At 69.8% G+C, this 21,003-nt stretch carries 22 protein-coding genes; 12 read left to right on the top strand and 10 right to left on the bottom strand.

Annotation, left to right across the window (positions count from 1 at the left end):
- Nucleotides 1–173 precede the first annotated feature (173 nt).
- Nucleotides 174–2,249, top strand: coding sequence for an endo-1,3-alpha-glucanase family glycosylhydrolase (locus tag FL311_RS21545; RefSeq protein ID WP_194869302.1), 2,076 nt, complete (start codon nucleotides 174–176; stop codon nucleotides 2,247–2,249).
- Nucleotides 2,250–2,288: 39 nt separating this feature from the next.
- Nucleotides 2,289–3,197: a WG repeat-containing protein gene (locus FL311_RS21540; protein WP_141327537.1), complete on the top strand. Its 909-nt coding sequence runs from the start codon at nucleotides 2,289–2,291 to the stop codon at nucleotides 3,195–3,197.
- Between the two features lie 127 nt (nucleotides 3,198–3,324).
- Here FL311_RS21540 and FL311_RS21535 read toward each other — a convergent pair whose 3' ends face one another.
- The gene (locus FL311_RS21535) at nucleotides 3,325–3,480 is read right to left on the bottom strand and encodes a hypothetical protein (protein ID WP_153882698.1); all 156 of its coding nucleotides are present in this window, start codon (nucleotides 3,478–3,480) and stop codon (nucleotides 3,325–3,327) included.
- 77 nt (nucleotides 3,481–3,557) lie between these two features.
- Nucleotides 3,558–4,205, bottom strand: a complete 648-nt coding sequence (locus FL311_RS21530; protein ID WP_141327536.1) for a hypothetical protein — start codon at nucleotides 4,203–4,205, stop codon at nucleotides 3,558–3,560.
- A gap of 73 nt (nucleotides 4,206–4,278) precedes the next feature.
- Between FL311_RS21530 and FL311_RS21525 the strand changes: the two genes are divergently transcribed.
- The 3 genes from FL311_RS21525 (at nucleotide 4,279) to FL311_RS21515 (ending at nucleotide 7,195) form a co-directional block, all read left to right on the top strand.
- Entirely contained in the window at nucleotides 4,279–5,325 is a 1,047-nt protein-coding gene (locus tag FL311_RS21525; RefSeq protein ID WP_141327535.1) for a sensor histidine kinase, read from the top strand.
- Nucleotides 5,322–6,107, top strand: a complete 786-nt coding sequence (locus tag FL311_RS21520) for a LytTR family DNA-binding domain-containing protein (RefSeq protein ID WP_141327534.1) — start codon at nucleotides 5,322–5,324, stop codon at nucleotides 6,105–6,107. Before FL311_RS21525 ends, FL311_RS21520 begins: the two co-directional genes overlap by 4 nt.
- Before the next feature lie 113 nt (nucleotides 6,108–6,220).
- The gene (locus tag FL311_RS21515; RefSeq protein WP_141327533.1) at nucleotides 6,221–7,195 is read left to right on the top strand and encodes a PD40 domain-containing protein; all 975 of its coding nucleotides are present in this window, start codon (nucleotides 6,221–6,223) and stop codon (nucleotides 7,193–7,195) included.
- A 337-nt stretch (nucleotides 7,196–7,532) separates the two neighbouring features.
- On the opposite strand, the gene FL311_RS21510 is transcribed toward FL311_RS21515, so the two are convergent.
- Together FL311_RS21510 and FL311_RS21505 are read right to left on the bottom strand one after the other, a co-directional pair.
- The gene (locus tag FL311_RS21510; protein ID WP_141327532.1) at nucleotides 7,533–8,327 is read right to left on the bottom strand and encodes a dioxygenase; all 795 of its coding nucleotides are present in this window, start codon (nucleotides 8,325–8,327) and stop codon (nucleotides 7,533–7,535) included.
- Between the two features lie 148 nt (nucleotides 8,328–8,475).
- Complete coding sequence (locus FL311_RS21505) at nucleotides 8,476–9,321, bottom strand: helix-turn-helix transcriptional regulator (protein WP_141327531.1); 846 nt, start codon at nucleotides 9,319–9,321, stop codon at nucleotides 8,476–8,478.
- A gap of 89 nt (nucleotides 9,322–9,410) precedes the next feature.
- On the opposite strand from FL311_RS21505, the gene FL311_RS21500 reads away from it, so the two are divergent.
- Together FL311_RS21500 and FL311_RS21495 are read left to right on the top strand one after the other, a co-directional pair.
- Nucleotides 9,411–9,929: a DUF3224 domain-containing protein gene (locus FL311_RS21500; RefSeq protein ID WP_141327530.1), complete on the top strand. Its 519-nt coding sequence runs from the start codon at nucleotides 9,411–9,413 to the stop codon at nucleotides 9,927–9,929.
- Nucleotides 9,930–9,991: 62 nt separating this feature from the next.
- Nucleotides 9,992–10,654: a hypothetical protein gene (locus FL311_RS21495; RefSeq protein WP_141327529.1), complete on the top strand. Its 663-nt coding sequence runs from the start codon at nucleotides 9,992–9,994 to the stop codon at nucleotides 10,652–10,654.
- Between the two features lie 10 nt (nucleotides 10,655–10,664).
- Here the strand turns inward: FL311_RS21495 and FL311_RS45225 are convergent, their stop codons facing one another.
- The 4 genes from FL311_RS45225 to FL311_RS21475 form a co-directional block, all read right to left on the bottom strand.
- Entirely contained in the window at nucleotides 10,665–11,807 is a 1,143-nt protein-coding gene (locus tag FL311_RS45225; protein WP_228556991.1) for a leucine-rich repeat domain-containing protein, read from the bottom strand.
- A 72-nt stretch (nucleotides 11,808–11,879) separates the two neighbouring features.
- Nucleotides 11,880–12,119, bottom strand: a complete 240-nt coding sequence (locus tag FL311_RS21485; RefSeq protein WP_141327528.1) for a hypothetical protein — start codon at nucleotides 12,117–12,119, stop codon at nucleotides 11,880–11,882.
- Nucleotides 12,120–12,258: 139 nt separating this feature from the next.
- On the bottom strand, nucleotides 12,259–13,134 hold the full coding sequence (locus FL311_RS21480) for an NAD(P)-dependent oxidoreductase (protein ID WP_141327527.1): 876 nt from the start codon (nucleotides 13,132–13,134) through the stop codon (nucleotides 12,259–12,261).
- Nucleotides 13,135–13,164: 30 nt separating this feature from the next.
- Entirely contained in the window at nucleotides 13,165–13,911 is a 747-nt protein-coding gene (locus FL311_RS21475; RefSeq protein WP_141327526.1) for an SDR family oxidoreductase, read from the bottom strand.
- 169 nt (nucleotides 13,912–14,080) lie between these two features.
- Here FL311_RS21475 and FL311_RS21470 point away from each other — a divergent pair, with 169 nt between their 5' ends.
- The 3 genes from FL311_RS21470 (at nucleotide 14,081) to FL311_RS21460 (ending at nucleotide 16,008) form a co-directional block, all read left to right on the top strand.
- The gene (locus FL311_RS21470; RefSeq protein ID WP_141327525.1) at nucleotides 14,081–14,890 is read left to right on the top strand and encodes an AraC family transcriptional regulator; all 810 of its coding nucleotides are present in this window, start codon (nucleotides 14,081–14,083) and stop codon (nucleotides 14,888–14,890) included.
- A gap of 44 nt (nucleotides 14,891–14,934) precedes the next feature.
- Nucleotides 14,935–15,504, top strand: coding sequence for a hypothetical protein (locus FL311_RS21465; protein WP_141327524.1), 570 nt, complete (start codon nucleotides 14,935–14,937; stop codon nucleotides 15,502–15,504).
- Between the two features lie 66 nt (nucleotides 15,505–15,570).
- Entirely contained in the window at nucleotides 15,571–16,008 is a 438-nt protein-coding gene (locus tag FL311_RS21460) for a GFA family protein (RefSeq protein ID WP_141327523.1), read from the top strand.
- A gap of 22 nt (nucleotides 16,009–16,030) precedes the next feature.
- On the opposite strand, the gene FL311_RS21455 is transcribed toward FL311_RS21460, so the two are convergent.
- Nucleotides 16,031–16,660 carry a TetR/AcrR family transcriptional regulator gene (locus FL311_RS21455; RefSeq protein WP_141327522.1) on the bottom strand — a complete coding sequence of 210 codons (630 nt, stop codon included), beginning with the start codon at nucleotides 16,658–16,660 and terminating at the stop codon, nucleotides 16,031–16,033.
- A 199-nt stretch (nucleotides 16,661–16,859) separates the two neighbouring features.
- Between FL311_RS21455 and FL311_RS21450 the strand changes: the two genes are divergently transcribed.
- Both FL311_RS21450 and FL311_RS21445 read left to right on the top strand, forming a co-directional pair.
- Nucleotides 16,860–18,701, top strand: coding sequence for a M4 family metallopeptidase (locus FL311_RS21450; RefSeq protein WP_141327521.1), 1,842 nt, complete (start codon nucleotides 16,860–16,862; stop codon nucleotides 18,699–18,701).
- Between the two features lie 231 nt (nucleotides 18,702–18,932).
- A complete protein-coding gene (locus FL311_RS21445) occupies nucleotides 18,933–20,324 on the top strand; it encodes a glutamate decarboxylase (protein WP_141327520.1) in 1,392 nt (463 codons plus the stop codon).
- A gap of 63 nt (nucleotides 20,325–20,387) precedes the next feature.
- Here the strand turns inward: FL311_RS21445 and FL311_RS21440 are convergent, their stop codons facing one another.
- Nucleotides 20,388–20,849, bottom strand: coding sequence for an alpha/beta fold hydrolase (locus FL311_RS21440; RefSeq protein WP_141327519.1), 462 nt, complete (start codon nucleotides 20,847–20,849; stop codon nucleotides 20,388–20,390).
- Nucleotides 20,850–21,003: the final 154 nt, after the last annotated feature.

Here is a 21,003-nt window from a genome sequence, read left to right as displayed (position 1 = left end):
ACCGCGCCCGGTGCGCTGTCGATAAACCAGGAAACCTCCGGATTGTTCGCGCCATCCGGAGGGTGCGTGTGTCCGAGGAGCAACCCCCCACTCTTCGTCCTCCAAGGCGATGAGCCCTCCGAGGTCCAATCCATATGCACACACCCTGGGCTTTCCCCCGGGCACGGCTCGCCGTGTCCTTGCTGGTGCCGTTGCTCTTGTGGTCCTGCGCGGGTGGTGCACCGGAGGAGCAGGACGTCTCCTCGGGCGACACGCCGCGGGGCGAGGCGCCCTCTGCGCCGGGGGAGGCGAGTCCGCTCGGCACGGCCGCCGAGGCGCTGGAGACGGTGCTCGTCGCGTCGGGCGCGACGTGGCGCTACCTGGACACGGGCGTGGACCTGGGCACGGGCTGGACGGCGCCGGGCTACGCGGATGGCGCGTGGGTCTCGGGCGCGTCACCGCTGGGCTACGCGGAGACGGACCTGTCCACGACGGTCTCCTTCGGGAGCAACACGGCAAGCAAGCACATCACCACGTACTTCCGGCGCGCCTTCACGGTGACGGACGCGGCGTCGGTGCGCGAGCTGCGCCTGCGCTTGCAGCGCGACGACGGCGCCATCGTCTACCTGAATGGTGTGGAGGTGCTCCGCAGCAACCTGCCTTCGGGCACGGTGGGCTATCGCACGCTGGCGCCCGCCACCATCTCCCTGCCCGTGGAGGAGCAGACGTGGCACGCGCAGGCCCTCGACACGGCGGCGCTGCGCACGGGCACGAACGTGCTCGCGGTGGAGCTGCACCAGTCCGCGGCCAACACGTCGGATGCGCGCTTCGACCTGGAGCTGAGCGCGACGGTGGCACCCGCGCCCTCGCCCATCTCGCAGTGCTACCCGTTCGACATGCCCGCGACGAGCGTGCTGCGCGCGGCGCCGAAGAAGGTCTTCGGCTTCTATTACCCCATCTTCCCCATCTCCATCGACAACAAGGCCCCCGCCGAGGACCACTGGACCAGCTGGCTGACGCCCGAGGCGCGCGGCGGGGAGTACGCGAACATCGGCGGGCTGATGCGTGACCGGCCGCTGCCGCGAGCGCCCTGGGCCGACAGCGCGTGGCGCCAGCGCGACTTCGAGGTGGAGGTGCGCCGTGCCATCGCCGCCGGCATGGACGGTTTCCTCTACGAGCACCCATACCGCGTCTCATCCGACACGCGGAACAACCAGTTGACCACGATGCTCGCCGCCGCGGCGGCCGTGGACCCGGAGTTCCGCATCGTCCTCAGCCCCGACTTCCCCACCGAGGCCACGGGCACCACGGACGGCCTGGTGTCGATGATTGCCTCCGTCGCCAACCACCCCTCCGTGCACAGGCTCGACGGCGCTGTCGTGCTGGCCAGCTTCAACCCGGAGCGCAAGTCGGTGGCCTGGTGGACGGAGGTGAAGACGCGGCTCGCGTCCCAGGGCATCCAGGTCACCTACTGGCCGCTGCTCTCGTACACGGGAGACGTGACGAAGTACGCGGAGTGGAACAACCTGGTGACGGGCTTCTCCACCTGGGGTGAGCGCACCGCGCAGTCCGGGGAGGCGATGCGCCGCTGGAGCGTGGAGTCGCACCGGCGCGGCAAGCGGTGGATGTCTCCCGTCGCGTTCGAGGACGTGCGCCACAAGCTCACCGACAGCGAGAACAGCAGCCGCGTGTACTGGGAGGCGCAGAACAGCCTGGCATTCCGCACGCAGTTCGAGAAGGCGATGGAGGGCGACGCGGACTGGGTGACGCTGCTGACGCTGACGGACTACGGCGAGTCGTGGATGACGGCGTCGCGGGAGCGCGGCTACGTCATCATGGATTGGATTGCGTACTACACCACCTGGTTCAAGACGGGGCAGCGGCCCACCATCGTCCGGGACACGCTCTACTACACGCACCGCCGGCACCGCACCGACGCGCCGTTCGATGCCACGAAGCAGACCGCGCGCGCCATGAAGCTGCGCGGCGGCGTGGCCGCATCCAACCAGGTGGAGCTGCTCGCGTTCCTCAAGGAGCCGGGCCGGCTGGTCATCACGCAAGGCACGGACGTGCGCACGCTGGACGTGACGAGCGCCGGCGTGACGGCCTTCCATGCGCCGCTCGTTCCCGGCACCACGCCCGTGTTCGAGCTCCAGCGCAACGGTGTCACGGTGCAGCGGCTCCAGAGCACCACACCCGTCGTCGCGCAAACCGTTTACCAAGACTTCATGTATCACGCGGGTGGTGGACGCTCCTGCGCGAGGCCTTGAGCGTGGACGGACGCGGGCCCGGTGTCTAGGGTCCGCGTCATGTCCGCCACGCGCTACGGCTTCATCGACACGAAGGGGGAGCTGGTCATCCCCAGTCCCCACGGTACGCCCTTCAGTTTCAATGAAGGGATGGCGCGCATGCCCGTGGGCGGCGGTTGGGCCTTCATCGATGTGAAGGGCGAGACGAAGTTGACGGTGAAGCGCGCCTTCATGGGCTTCAGCGACGGGATGGCGCTGACGGACGAGGGCTTCATCGACCCGAGCGGGAAGCTCGTGCTGCCGGTGGTGTTCAAGGCGAACTTCACGAAGTACGTCATCGCGGGGGCCACGTACGTGAACGTGGGGCGCTTCGATTCGGGGCTCGCGCCGGTGATGCGCTCCGGGGCGAAGGCCTCGGATGGCTACATCAACCCCCAGGGCGAGGTGGTGCTGGACGGCTTCGGTGGCGGACTGGCCCGGGCCTTCTCCAAGGGCAGGGCACTGGTTGGCCTCAAGAAGCCACCCAAGGGCGAGACGTCGCGCCTCATCGACCCGACAGGGACGTGCCTTGCGACCTATTCGTTCGAGTCGATGGGCTCCACGTTCATGGACGGTCTCGTGGTGGTGGTGCAGGGCACGAAGCTCGGCTTCGTGAACGAGGCGGGCGAGTGGGGGCTGGCGCCTGAAATCCCGTCGTGGGACGGCGCCCTGTCCGAGTGCTGGTTCAGCGAGGGGCTGGCCCGGATGAAGGTGAAGGGGCGCTACGGCTTCATCGACAAGAAGGGGGCCCAGGTTATCGAGCCCCGCTTCGAGGCGGTGAACGGCGGGTTCTCGGAAGGCCTGGCCGCCGTGAAGGTGGGCGGCCTGTTCGGCTACATCCACCCGGACGGGAGCTGGGCGCTGACGCCCCGCTTCGCGTCGGCCCAGCCCTTCACCCATGGACGGGCCGTCGTGCTGAACGCCGGGTGAGCGCTTGCGCGAGCCGAACTCCGGGAACGACAGCTTGCGCGGCGTGGCCACGGGGTACCAGCCGCCCGCCGGCGGACCGAGTCCCAGGAAGGTGCCCTGCAGGCCCCAGCCCCAGAGGTCGCCTGCTTCATCGAGCGCCACCGCGCAGCGGCTGCCACCCGCGGCCCAGGGGGTCGAGCGCCACGCTCTGGAATCCGCCGCCCGCCACGTCCTTGAAGCGCAGTTCCCGGGGCCGCGCGATGTCTACCGGCGGGACCAGGTTGTACGGGTTGGAGTGCCCCACGCGGAGCTGCCCGCGCGGTTGGAGCCGAGTGGGCTCGATTGCTGGAGGGAAAGGAAGCCAGGTTCCGTGGCGGCCCATCAGTCGAGGTAGACGCCGTCCGGATAGAGGTCCTCGGGCGCGGTGTCGCGGACGTCCCGCACGTAGGCCTCGAGCCAGTCGAGGAAGTGGTCGAACACGGGCCCGGGCTTCTGGCCTGTCGTCTCCCACACGAAGCGGCCGGAGTCCTGGAGGCAGGCCCAGGCCAGCGCGTCCATGCGGTTGAGCACGAGCACGGGGGCCTTCAGTCCGCCGCCGTTCGTGGCGATGCACCACTGGACCTCCCGAGGCAGTCGATGGGCGGCGGCGAAGGGGATGAGGTGCGCCGTGGTGATGGGGTGTTGGTCTCGGGTGACGCCCGCGGGGATGCGCACCAGGGACAGCGACGCCAGCACCTCATCGGGTGAGTACACGCGGAAGTCCGCGGGCAGGGCCGTCCACACGGCTTCCTCGCCGTCCTCGGCGCGGAGCACCTCGACGCGGGCGAACCCGCACAGTCGCCAGAAGTCGAGCAGCCCGGAGGGGAGGGGCGCTCCCGTGGAGGCGCTGGTTCCCAGCAACTCGGGCAGCAGGGCCAGGTCCTCCTCGGGGACGGGCGGCCCCAGGACGAGCCTTCCTCCGAAGCCCTTCGCCCATGCTTCGACATCCGCCAGCAGCCTCTGGTAGTGGACTTGTGTCTCTTCACCCATGCGCGAGCTTGTACTTCATGGGCGGGCGCCGCGTGGATGTGAACGTCGATGTGACTTTGTGTACGGTGAAGCCATGTCACGCGGACGCGGCTGGCTGTTGTGGGTGGGGGCCTTCTCCTACTGGACCTTGCAGGGACTGGCGGCCTCCAGTGAGGCGCACTCCGTGCGAGGCGTGTCCTGGACGCAGGCGCTGCTCACGGATGGCTTCGCCACGGCGCTGTGGGCGCCCGTCACCATCGCGGTGGTGCACTTCGGCCTGCGCTTCCCGTTCGACCGGCGCCTGTGGCGCTCGCGGCTCGCGCTGCATGTGGGGGGCGCGCTCGCGGTCTCGTTCTTCCGGGCGACGGTCATCTACTCGCTGGACCCGTACTTCCACTGGTACGACGCGCCGCCCGCGTACACGGCGGTGCTCGAGCATGCGCTGCTCTACAACCCGTTCATCTACCTGACGCTCCTGGGGGTGGCCCACGCCATCTACTACGCGCAGCAACTGCGGCTGCGTGACACCCAGCTCGCCCGCGCGCAGCTCCACGCGCTGGAGGCGCAGCTGCATCCGCACTTCCTCTTCAACACGCTCAACTCCATCTGCGCGCTGGTGCGCAGGGACCCGCTGGGCAGCGAGCGGATGATTGCGCGCCTCAGCGACCTGCTGCGGGAGACGCTCCAGGCGGCGGGGCGCGAGGAGGTGCCCCTGCGCGACGAGCTGCGCACGCTCCAGCTCTACCTGGACATCCAGGGCGTGCGCTTCAACGACCGGCTCCGGGTGGAGCAGGACATCTCGCGGGAGGCGCTGGGCGCGCGGGTGCCGCACCTGGTGCTGCAGCCCCTGGTGGAGAACGCCATCCAGCACGGCATCGCGCCGCGCTCGGCGCCGGGCACGGTGACGGTGACGGCCAGGCGGGAGGGGCCGGAGCTGCTGCTGGAGGTCCGCGACGACGGCGTGGGGCTGCGCGAGGGCGCGGCGGCGAAGTCCGAGCGGGGCGGCAAGGGGCTGTGGATCACCCGCGAGCGCCTGGTGCAGCTCTACGGCCCCGCGCATCGGCTGAAGCTGGAGGCTCGCGAGGAGGGTGGGGCGCGGGTGTCGCTGGCCATTCCCTTCCGGACGGAGCGTGCGGCGTGACGCAGCCCATCCGCGTGCTCATCGTCGACGACGAACCGCTCGCCCGGGCGCGGCTCAAGGAGCTGCTCTCGGAGGAGCCGGACATGGCCGTCATCGGTGAGTGTCGGGACGGCAACGAGGCCATCGACGCCATCGGCAGGCAGCGCCCGGACCTGGTGCTGCTGGACGTGCAGATGCCGGAGCCGGATGGCTTCGGGGTGCTGCGGGCGGTGTCGCGCGAGCACCCGCCGGCGGTCATCTTCGTGACGGCGCACCGGGACTTCGCGGTGCAGGCGTTCGAGGCGAACGCGCTCGACTACCTGCTCAAGCCCTTCGACCAGGAGCGCTTCCGGCGGAGCCTCTCGCGCGTGCGTGAGCGCAGGCGCACGGGGGCGACGGAGCTGGACGCGGAGCTGGTCGAGCGGCTGGAGTCGCTGTCCTCGAGACTGTCCCCCGCCCCGGAGCGGTATGCGACGCGGCTGGTGGCCAAGGTGGGCTGGCGCATGCGCTTCTTGCGCGTGGAGGACATCGACTACCTGGAGGCGGAGGGCAACTACGTCTGCGTCCACCAGGGCAAGCAGTCCTTCCTGACGCGCGAGACGATGAACGCGGTGGAGGAGAAGCTGGACCCGAGGGACTTCGTGCGCATCCACCGCTCGCTCATCGTCCGGCTGGACCGGGTGGAGGAGGTGGAGCCGCTGGCGCCCGGGGAGATGGTGCTCACCCTGCGGGACGGCACGAAGCTGACCTCCGGACGCAGCTACCGTGCCCGGCTGCAGCGGGCCCTGGACCTGCCCTCCTGAGCGTTGGTCGGGGCGGGCTCCACGGTTCGTCCCGGAAGCTCCACCGTTCATCCCATCGTCAATGCGGCCGTCGAGCAGGGAGGCGATGGTGTCTCCAACAAAGGAGACGCCGCATGCAGCGCTTCACGCCGAGCAAGTCGTGGTCCGTGGGATTCATCGCCGCCCTGTCCTCCCTGTCGATGGCGTGCGCCTCGCAGGCGCCGGAGACGGCACCGGTGGCCGAGGCGCTCGGCGCGGCGGAGGTGTCCAGCGAGGCGTTGCGCTTCCTGAGCTGCATCCCGGGCGGCGACATGTTCGCGCCTGGAGAGGTCTCGCTGCCGGACCGCTCCGAGTACCGGCTCACCTTCTCCGCGGACGGCAACACGGCCTACTACCACGTGGACTCGGCCGAGGCGCCGTTCCAGGCCATCTACGAGACGCGCAAGGTGAACGGCCACTTCACGCCGGGCCAGTTGGTGTCCTTCTCGGGGACGTGGCTGGACACGGACCCGTTCCTGTCGGTCGACGGCCAGTCGCTCTTCTTCTCGTCCACGCGGCCGGTGACGGGGACCGAGGAGCGCGCGGACTCGGACCTGTGGGTGGTGCACAAGCAGGCGGATGGGAGCTGGGGTGAGCCGCTGCACCTGGGGCCGAACGTGAACTCGGACCGGCAGGAGCTGTACGTGAGCGCCACGCAGGACGGGACGTTGTACTTCGCGAGCGGGACGTTCGACTCGGACTTCAACGTGTATCGCGCGGAGCGGCGGGGGCCGGGGTACGCACCGGCGGAGAAGCTGAGCGTGGCCGTCAACAGCCCGGATTATTGGGAGTACAACTCGCACATCTCCGCGGATGGGCGGGTGCTCATCTTCGCGTCGCTCAACCGGCCGGAGGGTTACGGGCTCGGTGACCTGTACGCGAGCGTCAACCTCAGCGGGAAGTGGACGAAGGCCATCAACCTGGGGCCGGCGGTGAACACGGAGAAGGACGAGTTCCACCCGTCGCTGAGCGTGGACGGCCGTCACCTCTACTTCGTGCGCCAGACGTGGGCCCCGTTCGTGCCGTCGGACTTCTACACGCTCGACACCCTCTGCCTGCTGTTCCAGTGACGGCGAGGCGCCCTCCGCCCGGGGGCGGCGCCCTCGCCACGCAGCAAGGCGCGGCGGGCGAGGCGTGGTGGAGCCGCGCCACGTCTCGTCCGTCCTCGCCGTGGCCGTGAGGTGGGTTTGACGATGGGGACGCCCTCCGCCCGGGGGCGGCGTTCTCGTCGGGTAGCAAGGCGGGGTGGGCGAGGAGTGGAGCAGGGCCACTCCTCGTCCGCCTTCGCTGTGTGGCTTCGGTGCACGCCGCGCCAGCGTGCCTGCGACGCGCATGCTGGCCGGGGTGTGGCTTCGTCGTCGGGCGGCGAGACGGGGCGGGGAGTGGTGCCCCTGGGTCGCCTCGGCTTCAGCCCGGGATGCCCACGACGAGCGTGACGACGTAGCCGTCCGCGACGCTGCCCGTCACGGTGGCGACCTGGGTGGAGGAGCCATCGCTGAAGACGTTGTCCGTCGCGAGGCTGACGCGCTGGAAGTTGGCGACGCTCTGCGAGTAGCCGGACGTGGCGTAGACCTCGTCGCAGGCGGCCTCGGGCAGGGCGAGCTGGGAGGTGACGAGCTTGTTCGCGGACGAGGTGGCCGAGGCCAGGTCCGGGTACACCTCGAAGTGGATGTGGGGCCAGCGGCCGCTGTAGCAGGCGGGGAAGATGCTGGTGAAGGTGACCTGGCCCTGGCTGTTGGTCTCCTGCACGCCGCGCAGGTAGTTCTCGTTCGTGATGCCCGCGCCGTAGAGGGAGTACTCCCCCGAGTTGTCACAGTGCCACAGATAGACGGCGCGGCCGGCGAGCGGGGCGCAGGCGTCGTTGACGTCGACGAGGGTGAGCGTCACCGTCGTGAGGACTCCCTCGGCGACGGTGCGGGTGTTGCCGAAGCTCGCGCGGAGGTCCGAGCGGACGATGCCCGACTGCTGGAGGACATTGGGGCCGTTCGAGCCGTCGGCGGGGTAGGGGCCGGCGGTCTCCTCGGGGATGCGCGAGCAGCCGGACGGGTCCGGTGTCGGGTCGTCATCGTCGCCGCAGCCGAGCCATGGAATGAGGCTGGCGCCGGCCATCCAGCGCAGCACCTGCCTGCGTCCCGCGCGTGCCATCAGGACGCGCAGGTCCTGCTGGAGCCCTTGATGGTGACGCGGATCCTCGTCGCTCATGTGTCCTCCCCTTGGGTCGGGCCAAGGTAGGAACCCGGTCTGAAGAAAGTCCGCGCGGGCGTGGTCCACTCAACGCCTGTCCCGACAGGTGTTGGCGACTGGTGGTTCGTGTCGCGCCGGAGCGCGGGCTTCCTGAGACCCATGAGGTTCACGGGCGTCGGCGGACCTGCTGCCCCAAGGCGCTCCGGCTCGCGGCGGCGCGCTCGGCGTACTGGCCCGGAGAGCAGCCGACCAGGGCCTTGAAGTCGCGGATGAAGTGGGACTGGTCGAAGTAGCCCAGCTGGAGCGCCAGGCTCGCCATGTCGGGCACCTGGACGCGCGCGAGCTGTTCGGCGGCCTCGTGGAGCCGGTAGCGCTTGAGGACCCACTTGGGGCTTACCCCCACCGCTTCGCTGAACCTCCGCTGGAGGTTGCGCGGCTCGAGCTTCGCCAGCGCGGCCACCTGCTCCATGCGTGTCACCGACGCGTCCGCCGCCAGTCGCTCCACCAGGTCCCGCATCCTCGCGATGGGCTCGGGCATGGGCGGCAGCCGTCGCCGCAGGAAGTCCTGCGCCAGCGTCACGCACCGGCGCACGTCCGGCTCCGCCAGGAGGGCGTCCTTCAGCGCGATGCCCTCCCTCCCGAACACCGAACGTACGCTCACCGTCCGGTCCGTGAGCTGGGACAAGGGCGCCCCCAACACCGGCTGGAACGCCGCGGGCCGGAACTTGATGCCGAACACCCGCGACTGTCCCTGAATCCTCCGGCGGAACCGGCGCGACTGCACCCCCGTGACGCGGCCCTGTCCCCGGTCGAACACCACATGCACACAGGGATGGGGGAGCGTCTCCGCCAGGAGCGGCGGCTCGCCTCGCAAGTCCCACCGCACCGTCCAGAAGTGCTGGATGAACTCCTCCAGCTCCGCGGCGGGCGCGAAGCGCTCATGCACGATGCTGTCCGCGGGCGCGGGACGTTGGAGGACGCCACGCACGGCGTCGATGCGAGGGCGACTCACCGGCACGCATTCTGTCGGCGTGTCGCGTTTTTGCAATCCACCCGGCGCGCCGCCACGTATCTGACGGCCCACAACCACGAGGAGCTCCCATGACGAAGACGGGAACGAATGTGTTGGCGTGGGTGCTCGGTGCCGTGCTCTGCCAGGGCTGCGCGAGCACCCCTGCGGCGGCGACACCCACCCGGACCGGAAGCGAGACGAACATGACGAAGCACGTGAAGGGCATCTTCAACGTCAAGGCGACCCCCCTGGCCCCGGACGCGGGCGCGGCGGAGTCCCCCATCGGCCGGCTGTCCATCGACAAGCGCTACCACGGCGCACTGGAGGGCACGGGCGTGGGCCAGATGCTCGCCACGCTCGACGATGGCCAGTCCGGTGGCTACGTCGCGCTGGAGCGCGTCACCGGCACCCTCGAGGGACGCAAGGGAAGCTTCACCCTCATGCATTCGGGCTCCATGACGCGCGGAGCATTCAAGGTCGTCGGCTCCGTCGTGCCCGAGTCCGGAACGGACGAGCTCCAGGGCATCTCCGGCACGTACGAGATTCAAATCGACGAGAAGGGCGTCCACCTGTACGTGCTCGACTACACCCTCGCGAGCCAGCCCTGAGCACACGCCCCGAAAGCCCCGAGCGACTTCCGTTTCCGCTCGGGGCGGGGTAGAGGCCACGCATGGCGAGCGCGACGTGGCGAGAGGACTTGAAGGCCCTGCTGGACGAGATGGACGCCTGGGCCCAGGCGCGGGGCTGGCGGCTCATCCGGGAGGCACCCCTGACGCGCGAGGAGGTGGACGCGCTGCCCCACATGCTGACCGGGTTCGAGTACGAGCTTCCGACGCCCTATCGCGAGGAGGCCTTCGTCATCCCGGACAGCTATCGCGAGTTCCTGATGCTGCACCGCGAGGTCCGGCTCGAGTACCAGCCGGACACCGAGGAGTGGGAGACGTATCGCCCGTTCCACGTCTGGGCGCCCACGATGGCCTCCCTCACGGCGGCCTGGACGCCCGCGGGCACCACGGTGGATGACCGGGAGATCACGACGACGGACCTCATCTCCTTCGCGGATGCGTACATGGGCGTGGAGGCGTCGCGGTGGTGCTTCTACACGCGCACCACACCGAAGGACGGAGAGCTGCCCGTCTACTTCGAGGACAACGACTACGAGGCGCTCGCTGGCCACTACGTGGACGACGGCACGTGGTTGGACGAGAACGACCCGATGATGTTCGGCTTCGAGAGCTTCGAGCACTGGTTCCGCGCGCTGTGCAAGGTGCTGCGTCGCGAGGACGTGGACCCCGAGGACGTCCGTCAGGTGGGCAACTCGATAAAGAAGTGAGTCGCCCGCGTCACGGACGCGGATACAGCGAGCACTCGGGTCGGGCCTGCCTGAAGACCTCGAGCTCCCCTGGCGGGACGTCCGTGCGCGACAGGTCCAGGAACTTGAGCGCGGGCAGTTGGCTCAGCCACGCCGGCAGCGCGGTGATGCGCGTGTTCTTGAGGCTGAGCGAGCGCAGGCGCGGAAGCTGCCCGAGCGCCTCCGGGAGCGTGGCGACCGCGGTGTGGTCCAGGTTGAGTGACTCGAGGTCCTGAAGGCGCCCCAGCTCGGTGGGCAGCGTGGCCAGCTCCGCGTTCCAGGAGCAGTCGAGCTGCTTGAGCTTCGTGAGCTGGCCCAGCACGGAGGGCAGCGCCTTGAGTCCCGCCCCCTTCAACGTCAGGGTCTCCAGCAGGGAGAACTCGGCCACCATGTCCGGCACCACGCCCAGCTTGCGGTGGAGCAGCGAGATGGCGCGGGTGTCGCGAGGGAAGGTGTCGAAGAGGGCCGCCGCGCCCGCCTGCCGCGCGTTCGCCGCCACTTCGCCGAGGGACTCCTGGAGCAGCGCGAGCGGGTCTCCCAACGCGGGCTTCTTCGCCGGCTTCGCGATGGCCTTGCGCAGGGGTTCGAGGGCCTTGCCGAGCCACGCCTCGAAGCTCCCCAGCTCGCGCAGGGGCAGGCTGTCCTCCACCTGGAACACGACGGGGGCGCCGCCCTTCGCACCAAGCCCGAAGGCGAAGCCGTTGACGTCGTTCAAGTCCGCGGAGGCGAACATCACGAAGCGGTACACGTGACGGCCCGCCTCCCGCTCCTCACGCACCTCGGTCCACTGACGGTTCGGCTCGCCCATGCCCTGGGACGCGCTCGCGCGCCAGCGGGGCGGCAGGAACGCCAGGGCCTTCTTACCCGTGTTGAGCCAGCGATACCCCAGCGCCTCGACGAAGCGCTGGTAGGACTCGGGCAGGAGTCCCGTCTCGTCGGGGCTCGGCTCGAACACCCGGCTCATGGGCTCCAGGTCCGCGGGGTACTGGCCCACGGCCTCCTTCCCCAGCGCCGCGAGCACCTGTTGCTCCAGCCCGGTCCACGCCGCCTCGGGAACGACAGGCTCCGGCTTCCCGGCGGAGGCGCGGGGCGCGGACTTGCTCTGGGGGGACGAGGAGGTCTTCTTCTGCGCCATGCAACACCACGGGTTCGAGTGGAGGCGCACCGCGCGCGGGGTGCCCGCGGTGCGCCTCGTGACGAATCCCGTCTAACACTCTTCGGCGAGACACTGCGTCATACACGTCGTATTGGTTCCGCACCGCTGACGACAGATGCGGTTGCACAGACAGGTCGGGTTGTCTTCACACGCCTGCGCGCTCACGTTCGAGCCGGTGTCCGCGGGCTGCTCGCTCACGGGCTCCCGCGTCTCCTCGGGCAGCGGTGCGCCACAGCCGAACATCAGGCCGAGTGCCGTCACCGCGGCCAGCCACATGCTTGCTCTCTTCATCCTGTCTTCCTGGTGGGACGCGCGGGAGTGCGCACCCGGAGTCTAAAGGCAAGCAGTCCATGAGCGCGAACGCTGCAGTGGGAGCGTCAAATGACAATCAGCCATGCTCTCTGACGCACCGCTCTATCCTTTGGCGCGCTCAGCGCAGGAAGCGCGCGAGGACCGAGAAGTCGTCCTGTCCATGTCCCGCCTTCCGGGCGGTCTGGATGAGTGCATCCATGGCCTTGGGGAGGGCGTGGTGGATGTTCCGCTCCTCGCACAGGTGAAGCAGGTGCTGGAACGCCACGTTGTGCGTGTCGAGCGTGGCGGGGCTCTCCGTGTCCGCGCCGTACCGCTCCTGCTGGATGCGCTGGAGCAGGTCGGCCACGCCGAATTGAATCATGGGCACGACGGAGTCCAGATGCGGGCCGAGCCTGTCGAGCGCAATCCCCTCCGCCCGGCAGATGGCCGCGGCCTGCAGCCCGCTGAACAGCGAGCCCCACATGTGGAACAGCATCGCGCTGTCGAGCGCGGAGGCATGGCCCTCGTCCTCGCTCACGTGCTGCGTGTTTCCACCGAGCGCCGCCAGCACGGCCTGGTGCTTGTCGTACAGGGCCTTCGGGCCCGCGTACAGGAGCGTGCAGTGGGGCTGACCGATGAGGTCTGGCGTGGCCATGATGGCGCCGTCCAGGTAGTCGATGCCGTGCCGACGTGCCCACGTCGCCTGCTCGCGCGCCAGCTTCGGCGAGCCGGACGTGAGCTGCACCAGCACCTTGCCGCGAAGCTCCCGCGTCACCTCGTCCTGTCGCAGCAGCGCGTCGCTGGTGTCGTAGTCGTTCACGTTCACGATGACGACGCTGGCGGCGTGCACCGCGTCCCGCACGGAGTCGGCGATGCGCGCGCCCGCCGTGGCCAGCGGCTCGCACCGTGCCCGGGTGCGATTCCAGACCGTCGTCGTGTATCCGCTCTGGAGGAAGGCCTTGACCAAGGCGGAGCCCATGCGGCCCGCGCCGATGACGCTGATGTGTGGCTTCATATCGTGTGTCCTTCGAGGTGGAAGTGGAACTCAGAACTGCGACAGGCCGCCGTCGACGGGCAGCTCCGCGCCGGTGGTGAACGTGGCCTCGAGGCCGAGGAACAGCGCCGCCCGGGCCACCTCCTCGGCATCCGCGATGCGCTTCATGGGCGTCAGGTGCAGGCCCTCCTGCTCGAAGGCCTCCACCTCCTGGGGCGTGGCGCCGGTGACGCCCAGCGTGGGCGTGCGCGTGAAGCCCGGGCTCACCGCGTTCACCCGGATGCCCCGTGACACCAGCTCCGCGCCGAGCACCCGCACGAACGAGCGGACCGCCGCCTTCGAGCCCGAGTAGACACTCATGCCCGGCGCGCCCGCCTCGTCCGCCACCGACGTGGTGAAGACGAACGCGCCGCCATCCCGCACGAGGGGCGCCAGCCGCTGCGCCGTGAAGAACGCCCCCTTCGTGTTGATTCCGAAGGTCTCGTCGTACACCGCCTCGGTCACCTGCTCGAAGGGCGCCAGCTTCGCGAACCCCGCGTTGACGAGGACGAAATCCACCGCGCCCAGCGTCTGCTTCACGTGCGTGGCCAGGGCGTCGATGTCCCGCAGGCTCGCCGTGTCGGAGCGCACCACGTGGGCACGCGGCCCCAGCTCCTTGCGCGCCGCCTCCAGTCCCTGCTCGCCGCGGCCGGTGAGCAGCACCTCCGCGCCCTCGGCGAGCAGCGCCTTCACCGCGGCGAGCCCGATGCCCGCCGTTCCTCCCGTCACCACCACCTTCTTCCCGGAATACCGTCCCATGTCGTCTCTCCCCTGAGGTCCTGCCTGGAGGCACGGCCGCACGCCGAGCGCGTCGGGCGCGGCGGCTTCATCGCGTGTGGGAGAGGAATACCGACGGCCCCCTCGGGGGTCGCGCACGCACGGATGTTTCGGGAGCACGAAAGGACGCCGCCCCCTATATTCAGGGGCCATGAGCGAGCACGCGCGACGACCTCGAGTCGGCCTGGGTGTCGACCTGCGCACCACGCGCGCCGGAGACCGGGTCCACCTGTCGAGCTCGGACCATGTCCTCAACATCCACGCCGGTGAGCCCGTGCGGGTGTCCTGTCTCGCCAGCCAGCACTCTTCGGTGCGCACGCGAGGTGAGCTGTTCCTCCTGCCCGCGGGCCACACCGACACCTGGGTGGAGGACGATGACAGCGTGGGCCTGGACCTGCGCCTGCCGCACTCCCTGCTCCAGCGGGCGGCCGAGGACATGGGGTTGGACCCGGACCGCGTGGGCGTGGCGCTGCGGCACCACTTCCGCGACGCGCAGCTGGAGCACATCGCCTGGGCCCTGGAGGCCGAGGCCCGCGCGGACTTCCCCAACGGGCTGCTGTACCGGGAGAGCCTGGGCCTCGCGCTCGCGGCCCGGCTGCTGTCCCACTACCGCGCGGAGGTCGAGGTGCGTGGGGGCCTGTCCGCGGACCAGCTCCAGCGCGTCACGGACTACGTGGAGACGCACCTGGACGAGGACCTCTCGCTCGCGACGCTGGCCCGGGTGGCGGCCGTCAGCGCGTCGCACCTCAAGACGCTCTTCAAGCGCTCCACCGGGCTGCCCGTCCACGAGTACGTGATTCAGCGCCGCGTGGAGCGGGCCCGCACGCTGCTCCTGCGCGGCGAGCTGCCCACGGGACAGGTGGCCCTGGAGGCGGGCTTCTCCCACCAGAGCCACATGGCCCGCTGGATGCGCCGCGTGCTGGGCGTGACGCCGGGTGACATCCTGCGCTCGCGCGCCTGATTCCGCGTTGCCGGTGGGGCCGAGGCAGGCGTAGAGCCTTCCTCATGTCCGAAGAGACGCCCGATGTCCGCATGCTCGCCATCTTCGAGGCGAATGGCTTCCACTTCGCCTCCGTCGAGGAAGCCTGGGCCCGCGCCCGGCACCTGTACCCGCTGCTGCCTTCCGTGGTCGACCGCTTCCCGGAGGAGCGCGCCCACCAGGTCTGCGCGGACTGGTTGAGCCGGGTGGCCGAGCGCATCCAGGACGCGCGGCCGGCGGCGGAGCTGTTCGCCCAGGCCCGCTCGAAGACGCCTCCACGCCAGGCGCACCTCGTCGCCAGCGGGCTGGGGGACCTGCGCAATGCGTGGGTGCTGGGCAGCAAGCCCGCGGCCGCCGCCTTCGCCGATGCCGCCAGCCACCTCGCCGAGGTGTGGGCGGCCAGGACCTCAGGAGAGGAGGACGCGGAGACCGACGCGTGGCAGCGCTCCCAGGAGGCCTCCAAGGCCCTGGTGACGGCCTGGGTGCTGAACCAGGGGCGGGGGGACCAGGACAAGGAGGCCCGGGTCCAGGCCCGCGAGGCGCTGACCGACCTGCTGCGTGAGGCCCGGGCCGCGAAGGCCCTCGAACAAACCTGACATACTCCTGTCACAGGCAGGGGCCATAACTCCCTCATCACAGCGACTCACCGAGGAGAACCCGCCATGAGCCTGACCCCTGCCCAGAAGTCCCCCACCCTGAAGAAGTACGTCGGAGGCTGTCACTGCGGCGCCGTGCGCTTCGAGGCCGAGGTGGACCTCGCCGAGGCGGTGAGCCGCTGCAACTGCACCGTCTGCACGAAGATGGGGGGCACGACGACGCAGGTGGCCCCCAGCTCGTTCCGCGTCCTCCAGGGCGAGAACGAGACGGGCGAGTACCGCGTGGGCAAGAGCCCCAACTACCGGCGCTTCTGCAAGCACTGCGGCGTGCAGGCCTACGGCGGTGGCTTCGTCGAGGAGCTGGGCGGGGACTTCCGCTCCATCAACGTGGGCTGCCTGGACGGCGTGGACCTCTCCAAGCTCAAGGTCCAGTACTGGGACGGCCGTCACGACAACTGGCAGGCGGGTCCGCGCTCCGAGCCGTGGCCCCTGCGCGCCGCCTGAGACGCCTCGAGCGGGCCCGTCCTCAGCGGCGGGCCAGCGTGGCCTCCAGGCCGAGCAGTACGACGTCCAGGCCGCGGCGGAACTCCTCGTCAGGGGGGAGCCGCCGCGCGTCCCCGGCCGTCTGACGCAGCAGGGGATGGCGGCCGGTGTCCAGCTGTGTGAGCGCGGCGGTGCCCTCTCCGGACAGGGCGCCCAGGTGCATGAGCTGGACGGAGCCGAAGACATGGCTCACCAGCGTGCGCAGGGCGACGAGCCGCCCAAGGCCCTCGAAGCCGCCCTCCGTCAGGAGCGCGAGCAGCGCCTCGGCCCACGCCAGCGTGCCCTCGGTGCAGTGGCGCCGGGTGAGCACCAGCGGCGCGACGCAAGGGTGGCGCGCCACCGCCCCTCGCACCTGTCCCAGCAGCGTCTTCACCCGCTCGGTCCAGGGCGTGTCCCCAGCCGGGCCGGGCAGGCGCACGTCCCGCATCACCGCGTCGACGACCAGCGCCTCCAGCGCCTCCCGCCCCTCCACGTAGCGGTACAGGGACATGGTCCCCATGCCGAGCGCGCTCGCCACCGAGCGCATGGACAGCGCGGCCAGCCCCTCCCGCTCGATGACGGTGAGGGCGGCGTCGGCGATGCCGGGCAGGGTGAGCGAGCGGGGACGTGGCATGGGCGCGAGGCTGGCGTACAGCGTACGCCCAGGGTGGGGCCGTTACGACTCCTCTCGAGTGGAGGCCGGGGCCTCCATGATTCCGGCAGGTTGCCTGCTCCGGCAGGGCGTGTGTGCTTTTTCCTCCTATCGCGACACAACCTCGGGTGCCCAGAGTCCGAGAATCTTCACGAACCTGTCACCTCTGGGCCCCCCCACCATGAAGATTCGCGCCGACCTCCCGAAGCTTCCCGTCACGCGTTCCACGGACACCCGGCCCGCGACGGCGCCCGAGGTGAAGAACAAGGCCCTGGGCTTCACCGAGGGCTCCACCTTCGAGGCGGCGACGAAGCCCGCGCTGGCGAAGCCGGCCACGCCGCTGACGGCGCCGACGGTGAAGTCCGGCCCGGTGGCCCTGGACAGCGACACCAGCAAGGCGGCCATCCAGACGACGGTGGACTTCCTGCAGAAGCAGGCGGCGCCCACGGTGTCGCAGCTGCTCGCCGGCAGGCAGGGCGTCAACGCCGCGGACTTCGCGCCGCGCGCGGTGGAGAAGGACGACCTGGGCTTCACGCACGTGCGCATGGACCGCAAGCACGAGGGCGTGCCCGTCTTCGGCGAGCAGGTGGTGGGGCACCTGGACCGCGAGGGCAAGCTGGAGAGCCTGACGGGTGACGTGGGCACCATCCCCGCGGGCCTGGGCAAGAAGGAGACGAAGCTGTCCGCCGAGGACGCGCTGGCCGTGGCCCAGAAGGAGTTCAACGGCCCCACGGACCGCAAGCCCGTCTCCGAGCGCGTCATCTTCAAGGACGCCAACGGCGAGTACAAGGCCGCGTACCACGTGGAACTGAGCAACACGACGGACGTGGGCCCGGGCAAGGACCCCCGCCGCATGCAGTACCTGGTCGACGCGAACACCGGCAAGGTGCTGGAGCAGTACAACCAGATGGGCGGCGTGGGCAGCCACGCACACGGCGCGGACCCCGCGGGCCACTCGCACGCGGTGAAGCCCTCGCTGACGGCCGAGACGCCGACGACCGAGGAGCCCGGCACGCCCGCGCCCTCGAGCAAGGCGGACGACACCACCCAGTACAGCGGCAAGGTGGAGATCGGCAGCACGAAGAACGCGGACGGCACGTACTCGCTCGAGGACACCTCGCGCGGCGGCGGCGTGGTGACGCGTGACGCGCTCAACCGCGACCCGAACACCGACAACACCACGCACGCGGCCGTCACCGACGACAATGACATCTGGGGCGAGGGCACCGACTCCGCGCGCAACAAGGACGCGGTGGACGCGCAGTACGGCGCCCAGGCCACGTACGACTTCTACAAGGACGTGCTCGGCCGCGACTCCATCGACGGCAAGGGCGAGAAGCTCATCTCCGACGTGCACGTGGGCAAGGACTTCGCCAACGCCTTCTGGGACGGCGAGAAGATGAACTACGGCGACGGTGACGGCGACCAGTTCGGCTCGCTCACCACGCTGGACATCGCGGGCCACGAAATCACCCACGGCCTCACCGAGCGCACCGCGGGCCTGCAGTACCGCAACGAGTCGGGCGCCCTCAACGAGGCGATGAGCGACATCATGGGCGTGGGCGTGGAGTGGTACGCCAGCCAGCGCAACGACGCGGTGAAGTTCGACTGGACGGTGGGCGAGGACACGTTCACGCCCAACAACGGCGACGACACCGACGGCCTGCGTGACTTGAGCAACCCCTCCAGCGACGGCATGTCGCCGGACCACTACTCGAAGCGCTACACCGGCTGGCAGGACAACGGCGGCGTGCACATCAACTCGGGCATCCCGAACAACGCCTTCTACCTGCTGTCCGAGGGTGGCAAGAACCGCACCTCCGGCGTGGAGGTGAAGGACGGCATCGGCATCGAGAAGGGCCTGAAGATCTACTCGCGCGCGCTGAACTTCTACATGACGCCGACCACCAACTTCGCCCAGGCGAAGGAGGCCACGTACAAGGCGGCGCAGGACCTCTACGGCAAGGACTCCGTGGAGGCCCAGAAGGTGCTGGAGAGCTGGGGCGCGGTCGGCGTGAAGTAGTCGCGGTCCCTGCTGCTTCATCCCCGCCGCGCTCGAGCCACCCGGCTCGCGCGGCGGGGCGCATTGCCGGGCCTCCCCGCGCGTCGTCGGCGCCGCGTGCACCTGACAACCGGGGGCTCCCGGGCGGAGCGGACGGCTGCCCGCAGGCTCGTCCCTCTCCGGGGAACGAGGCTCCCACCTGGGGGCAACACCATCTCCTCTTCCAGAGCGCCTTCACCGCCTGGAGAGAACATGCCCCTGCATGGAAAAGACGAAGTCCGGGACCGCCTCAACGATGACGTCTACGCCTCGCCGGACTTGTCCGTGCCGATGCCGAAGTACCGCATCCCCGAGGATGAGCACAGCCCCGACCATGCCTACGCCGTGGTGCACGACGAGCTGCTGCTGGACGGCAACTCGCGGCAGAACCTGGCCACCTTCTGTCAGACCTGGTCCGAGCCCCAGGTGCACAAGCTGATGGACGAGTGCCTCGACAAGAACATGATCGACAAGGACGAGTATCCGCAGACCGCCGAAATCGAGACGCGCTGCGTGAACATGCTCGCCGACCTCTGGCACGCGCCCCACGCGTCCAGCACGATGGGCTGCTCCACCACGGGCTCCAGCGAGGCGGCCATGCTGGGGGGCCTGGCGCTGAAGTGGCGCTGGCGCAAGCGGCGCGAGGCCGAGGGCAAGCCTACCGACAAGCCGAACCTCATCTGCGGCCCGGTGCAGATCTGCTGGCACAAGTTCGCGCGCTACTTCGACGTGGAGCTGCGCCAGGTGCCGCTCGCGCCCGGGCGCATGGTGATGACGCCCGAGGAGGTGCTCAAGCACTGCGACGAGAACACCATCGGCGTCGTGCCCACGCTGGGCATCACCTTCAACCTGCTCTACGAGCCGGTGGCGGACATCGCCGCGGCGCTGGACGAGCTGGAGGTGCGCACGGGGCTGGACATCCCCATCCACGTGGACGCGGCCAGCGGCGGCTTCCTGGCGCCCTTCATCCACCCGGACGTCGTCTGGGACTTCAAGCTGCCGCGCGTGAAGTCCATCAACGCCTCCGGCCACAAGTTCGGCCTCACGCCGCTGGGCTGCGGCTGGGTCGTGTGGCGCGACAAGGAGGACCTGCCCGAGGAGCTCATCTTCCGCGTGGACTACCTGGGCGGCGACATGCCGACCTTCGCGCTGAACTTCTCGCGGCCGGGCGGTCAGATTGTCATCCAGTACTACAACTTCCTGCGGCTCGGGCGGGAGGGCTACCGGCGGTTGCAGCAGGCGTGCTCGGACACCGCGAACTACATCGCGAAGGCCATCGAGCAGATCGGCCTGTTCGACATCGTCTACGACGGACGGGGCGGCGTGCCGGGCGTGTGCTGGAAGCTGAAGGAGGGGACGGACCCGGGCTTCACGCTCTACGACCTGGCGGACCGCCTGCGTGAGCGAGGCTGGTTGGTGCCCGCCTATCCCATGCCCGCGAACATCCAGGACCTGGTGGTGCAGCGCGTGCTGGTGCGCCACGGCGTGAGTCGTGATTTGGCCACGCTGCTGGTGACGGACCTGCTCGCGTGCATCGAGCACTTCCGCCGGCATCCGGTCAGCGCGCCGATGACGCGGGAAGAGGCCTCCGGCTACCACCACTGAGGTGGGGCTGTCGGGGAGGGTGCGGGAGCGCGTCAGGTGCGGACGCGCTCCCGTTTTTTCGGGTCAGCGCTCGTCGTTGCGCTGGAGGAAGTCCACCAGGCTGTCCACGTAGCGCGAGTCGATGAGCGTCGTCAGGTGCGTGCGGCCGGGGATGATGACGTTCTCGAACCCCGCGAGCTCGCGCTCCAGGCGCACCGTCTTGGAGTAGGGCGCGTCGAACTCGCCGTTCACCGCCTGCACCGGCACGCGCAGGGAGTACAGGTCGATGGAGGGCGGCCACCACGCGGTCCACGCCTCGGTGATGGCGGCGACGAATCGCGGGTCCGGCGGCGGCGCTCCGGCGATTTCGTCGAGGATGCGCTGCTCGTCGGGGTCCGTGCCCTTCGGGTCCCGGGCCTCGGCCTCCGCGCGGAGGACCGGGTCCAGCTCCTCCACGCCCGCGCCGCCCAGGCTCGCGCTGATGACCCGCTCGGGTGCGCGGGTCATCAACACGCGCGTCATCGCCGCGCCCATGGAGTAGCCCACGAGGTGGGCCCGCTGGATTCCGAGTTACTGCTGTTTCAGCGAAACGCAATGGGCTCGAACTGCTTCCCGTCGCGCGAGGACGTCAGGTGATGGGGGAACACCGTCCAGAGCCTGTCCCCGGCGACGACGAGCCGGGGGACGCCGGGGGCGGGGG

This window comes from Myxococcus sp. AB025B (genome assembly GCF_006518215.1).
Taxonomy (GTDB): Bacteria; Myxococcota; Myxococcia; order Myxococcales; family Myxococcaceae; genus Myxococcus; species Myxococcus fulvus.
The sequence above is the reverse complement of the archived record's forward strand: the minus strand, read 5'-3'. Positions and strand labels throughout refer to the sequence as shown.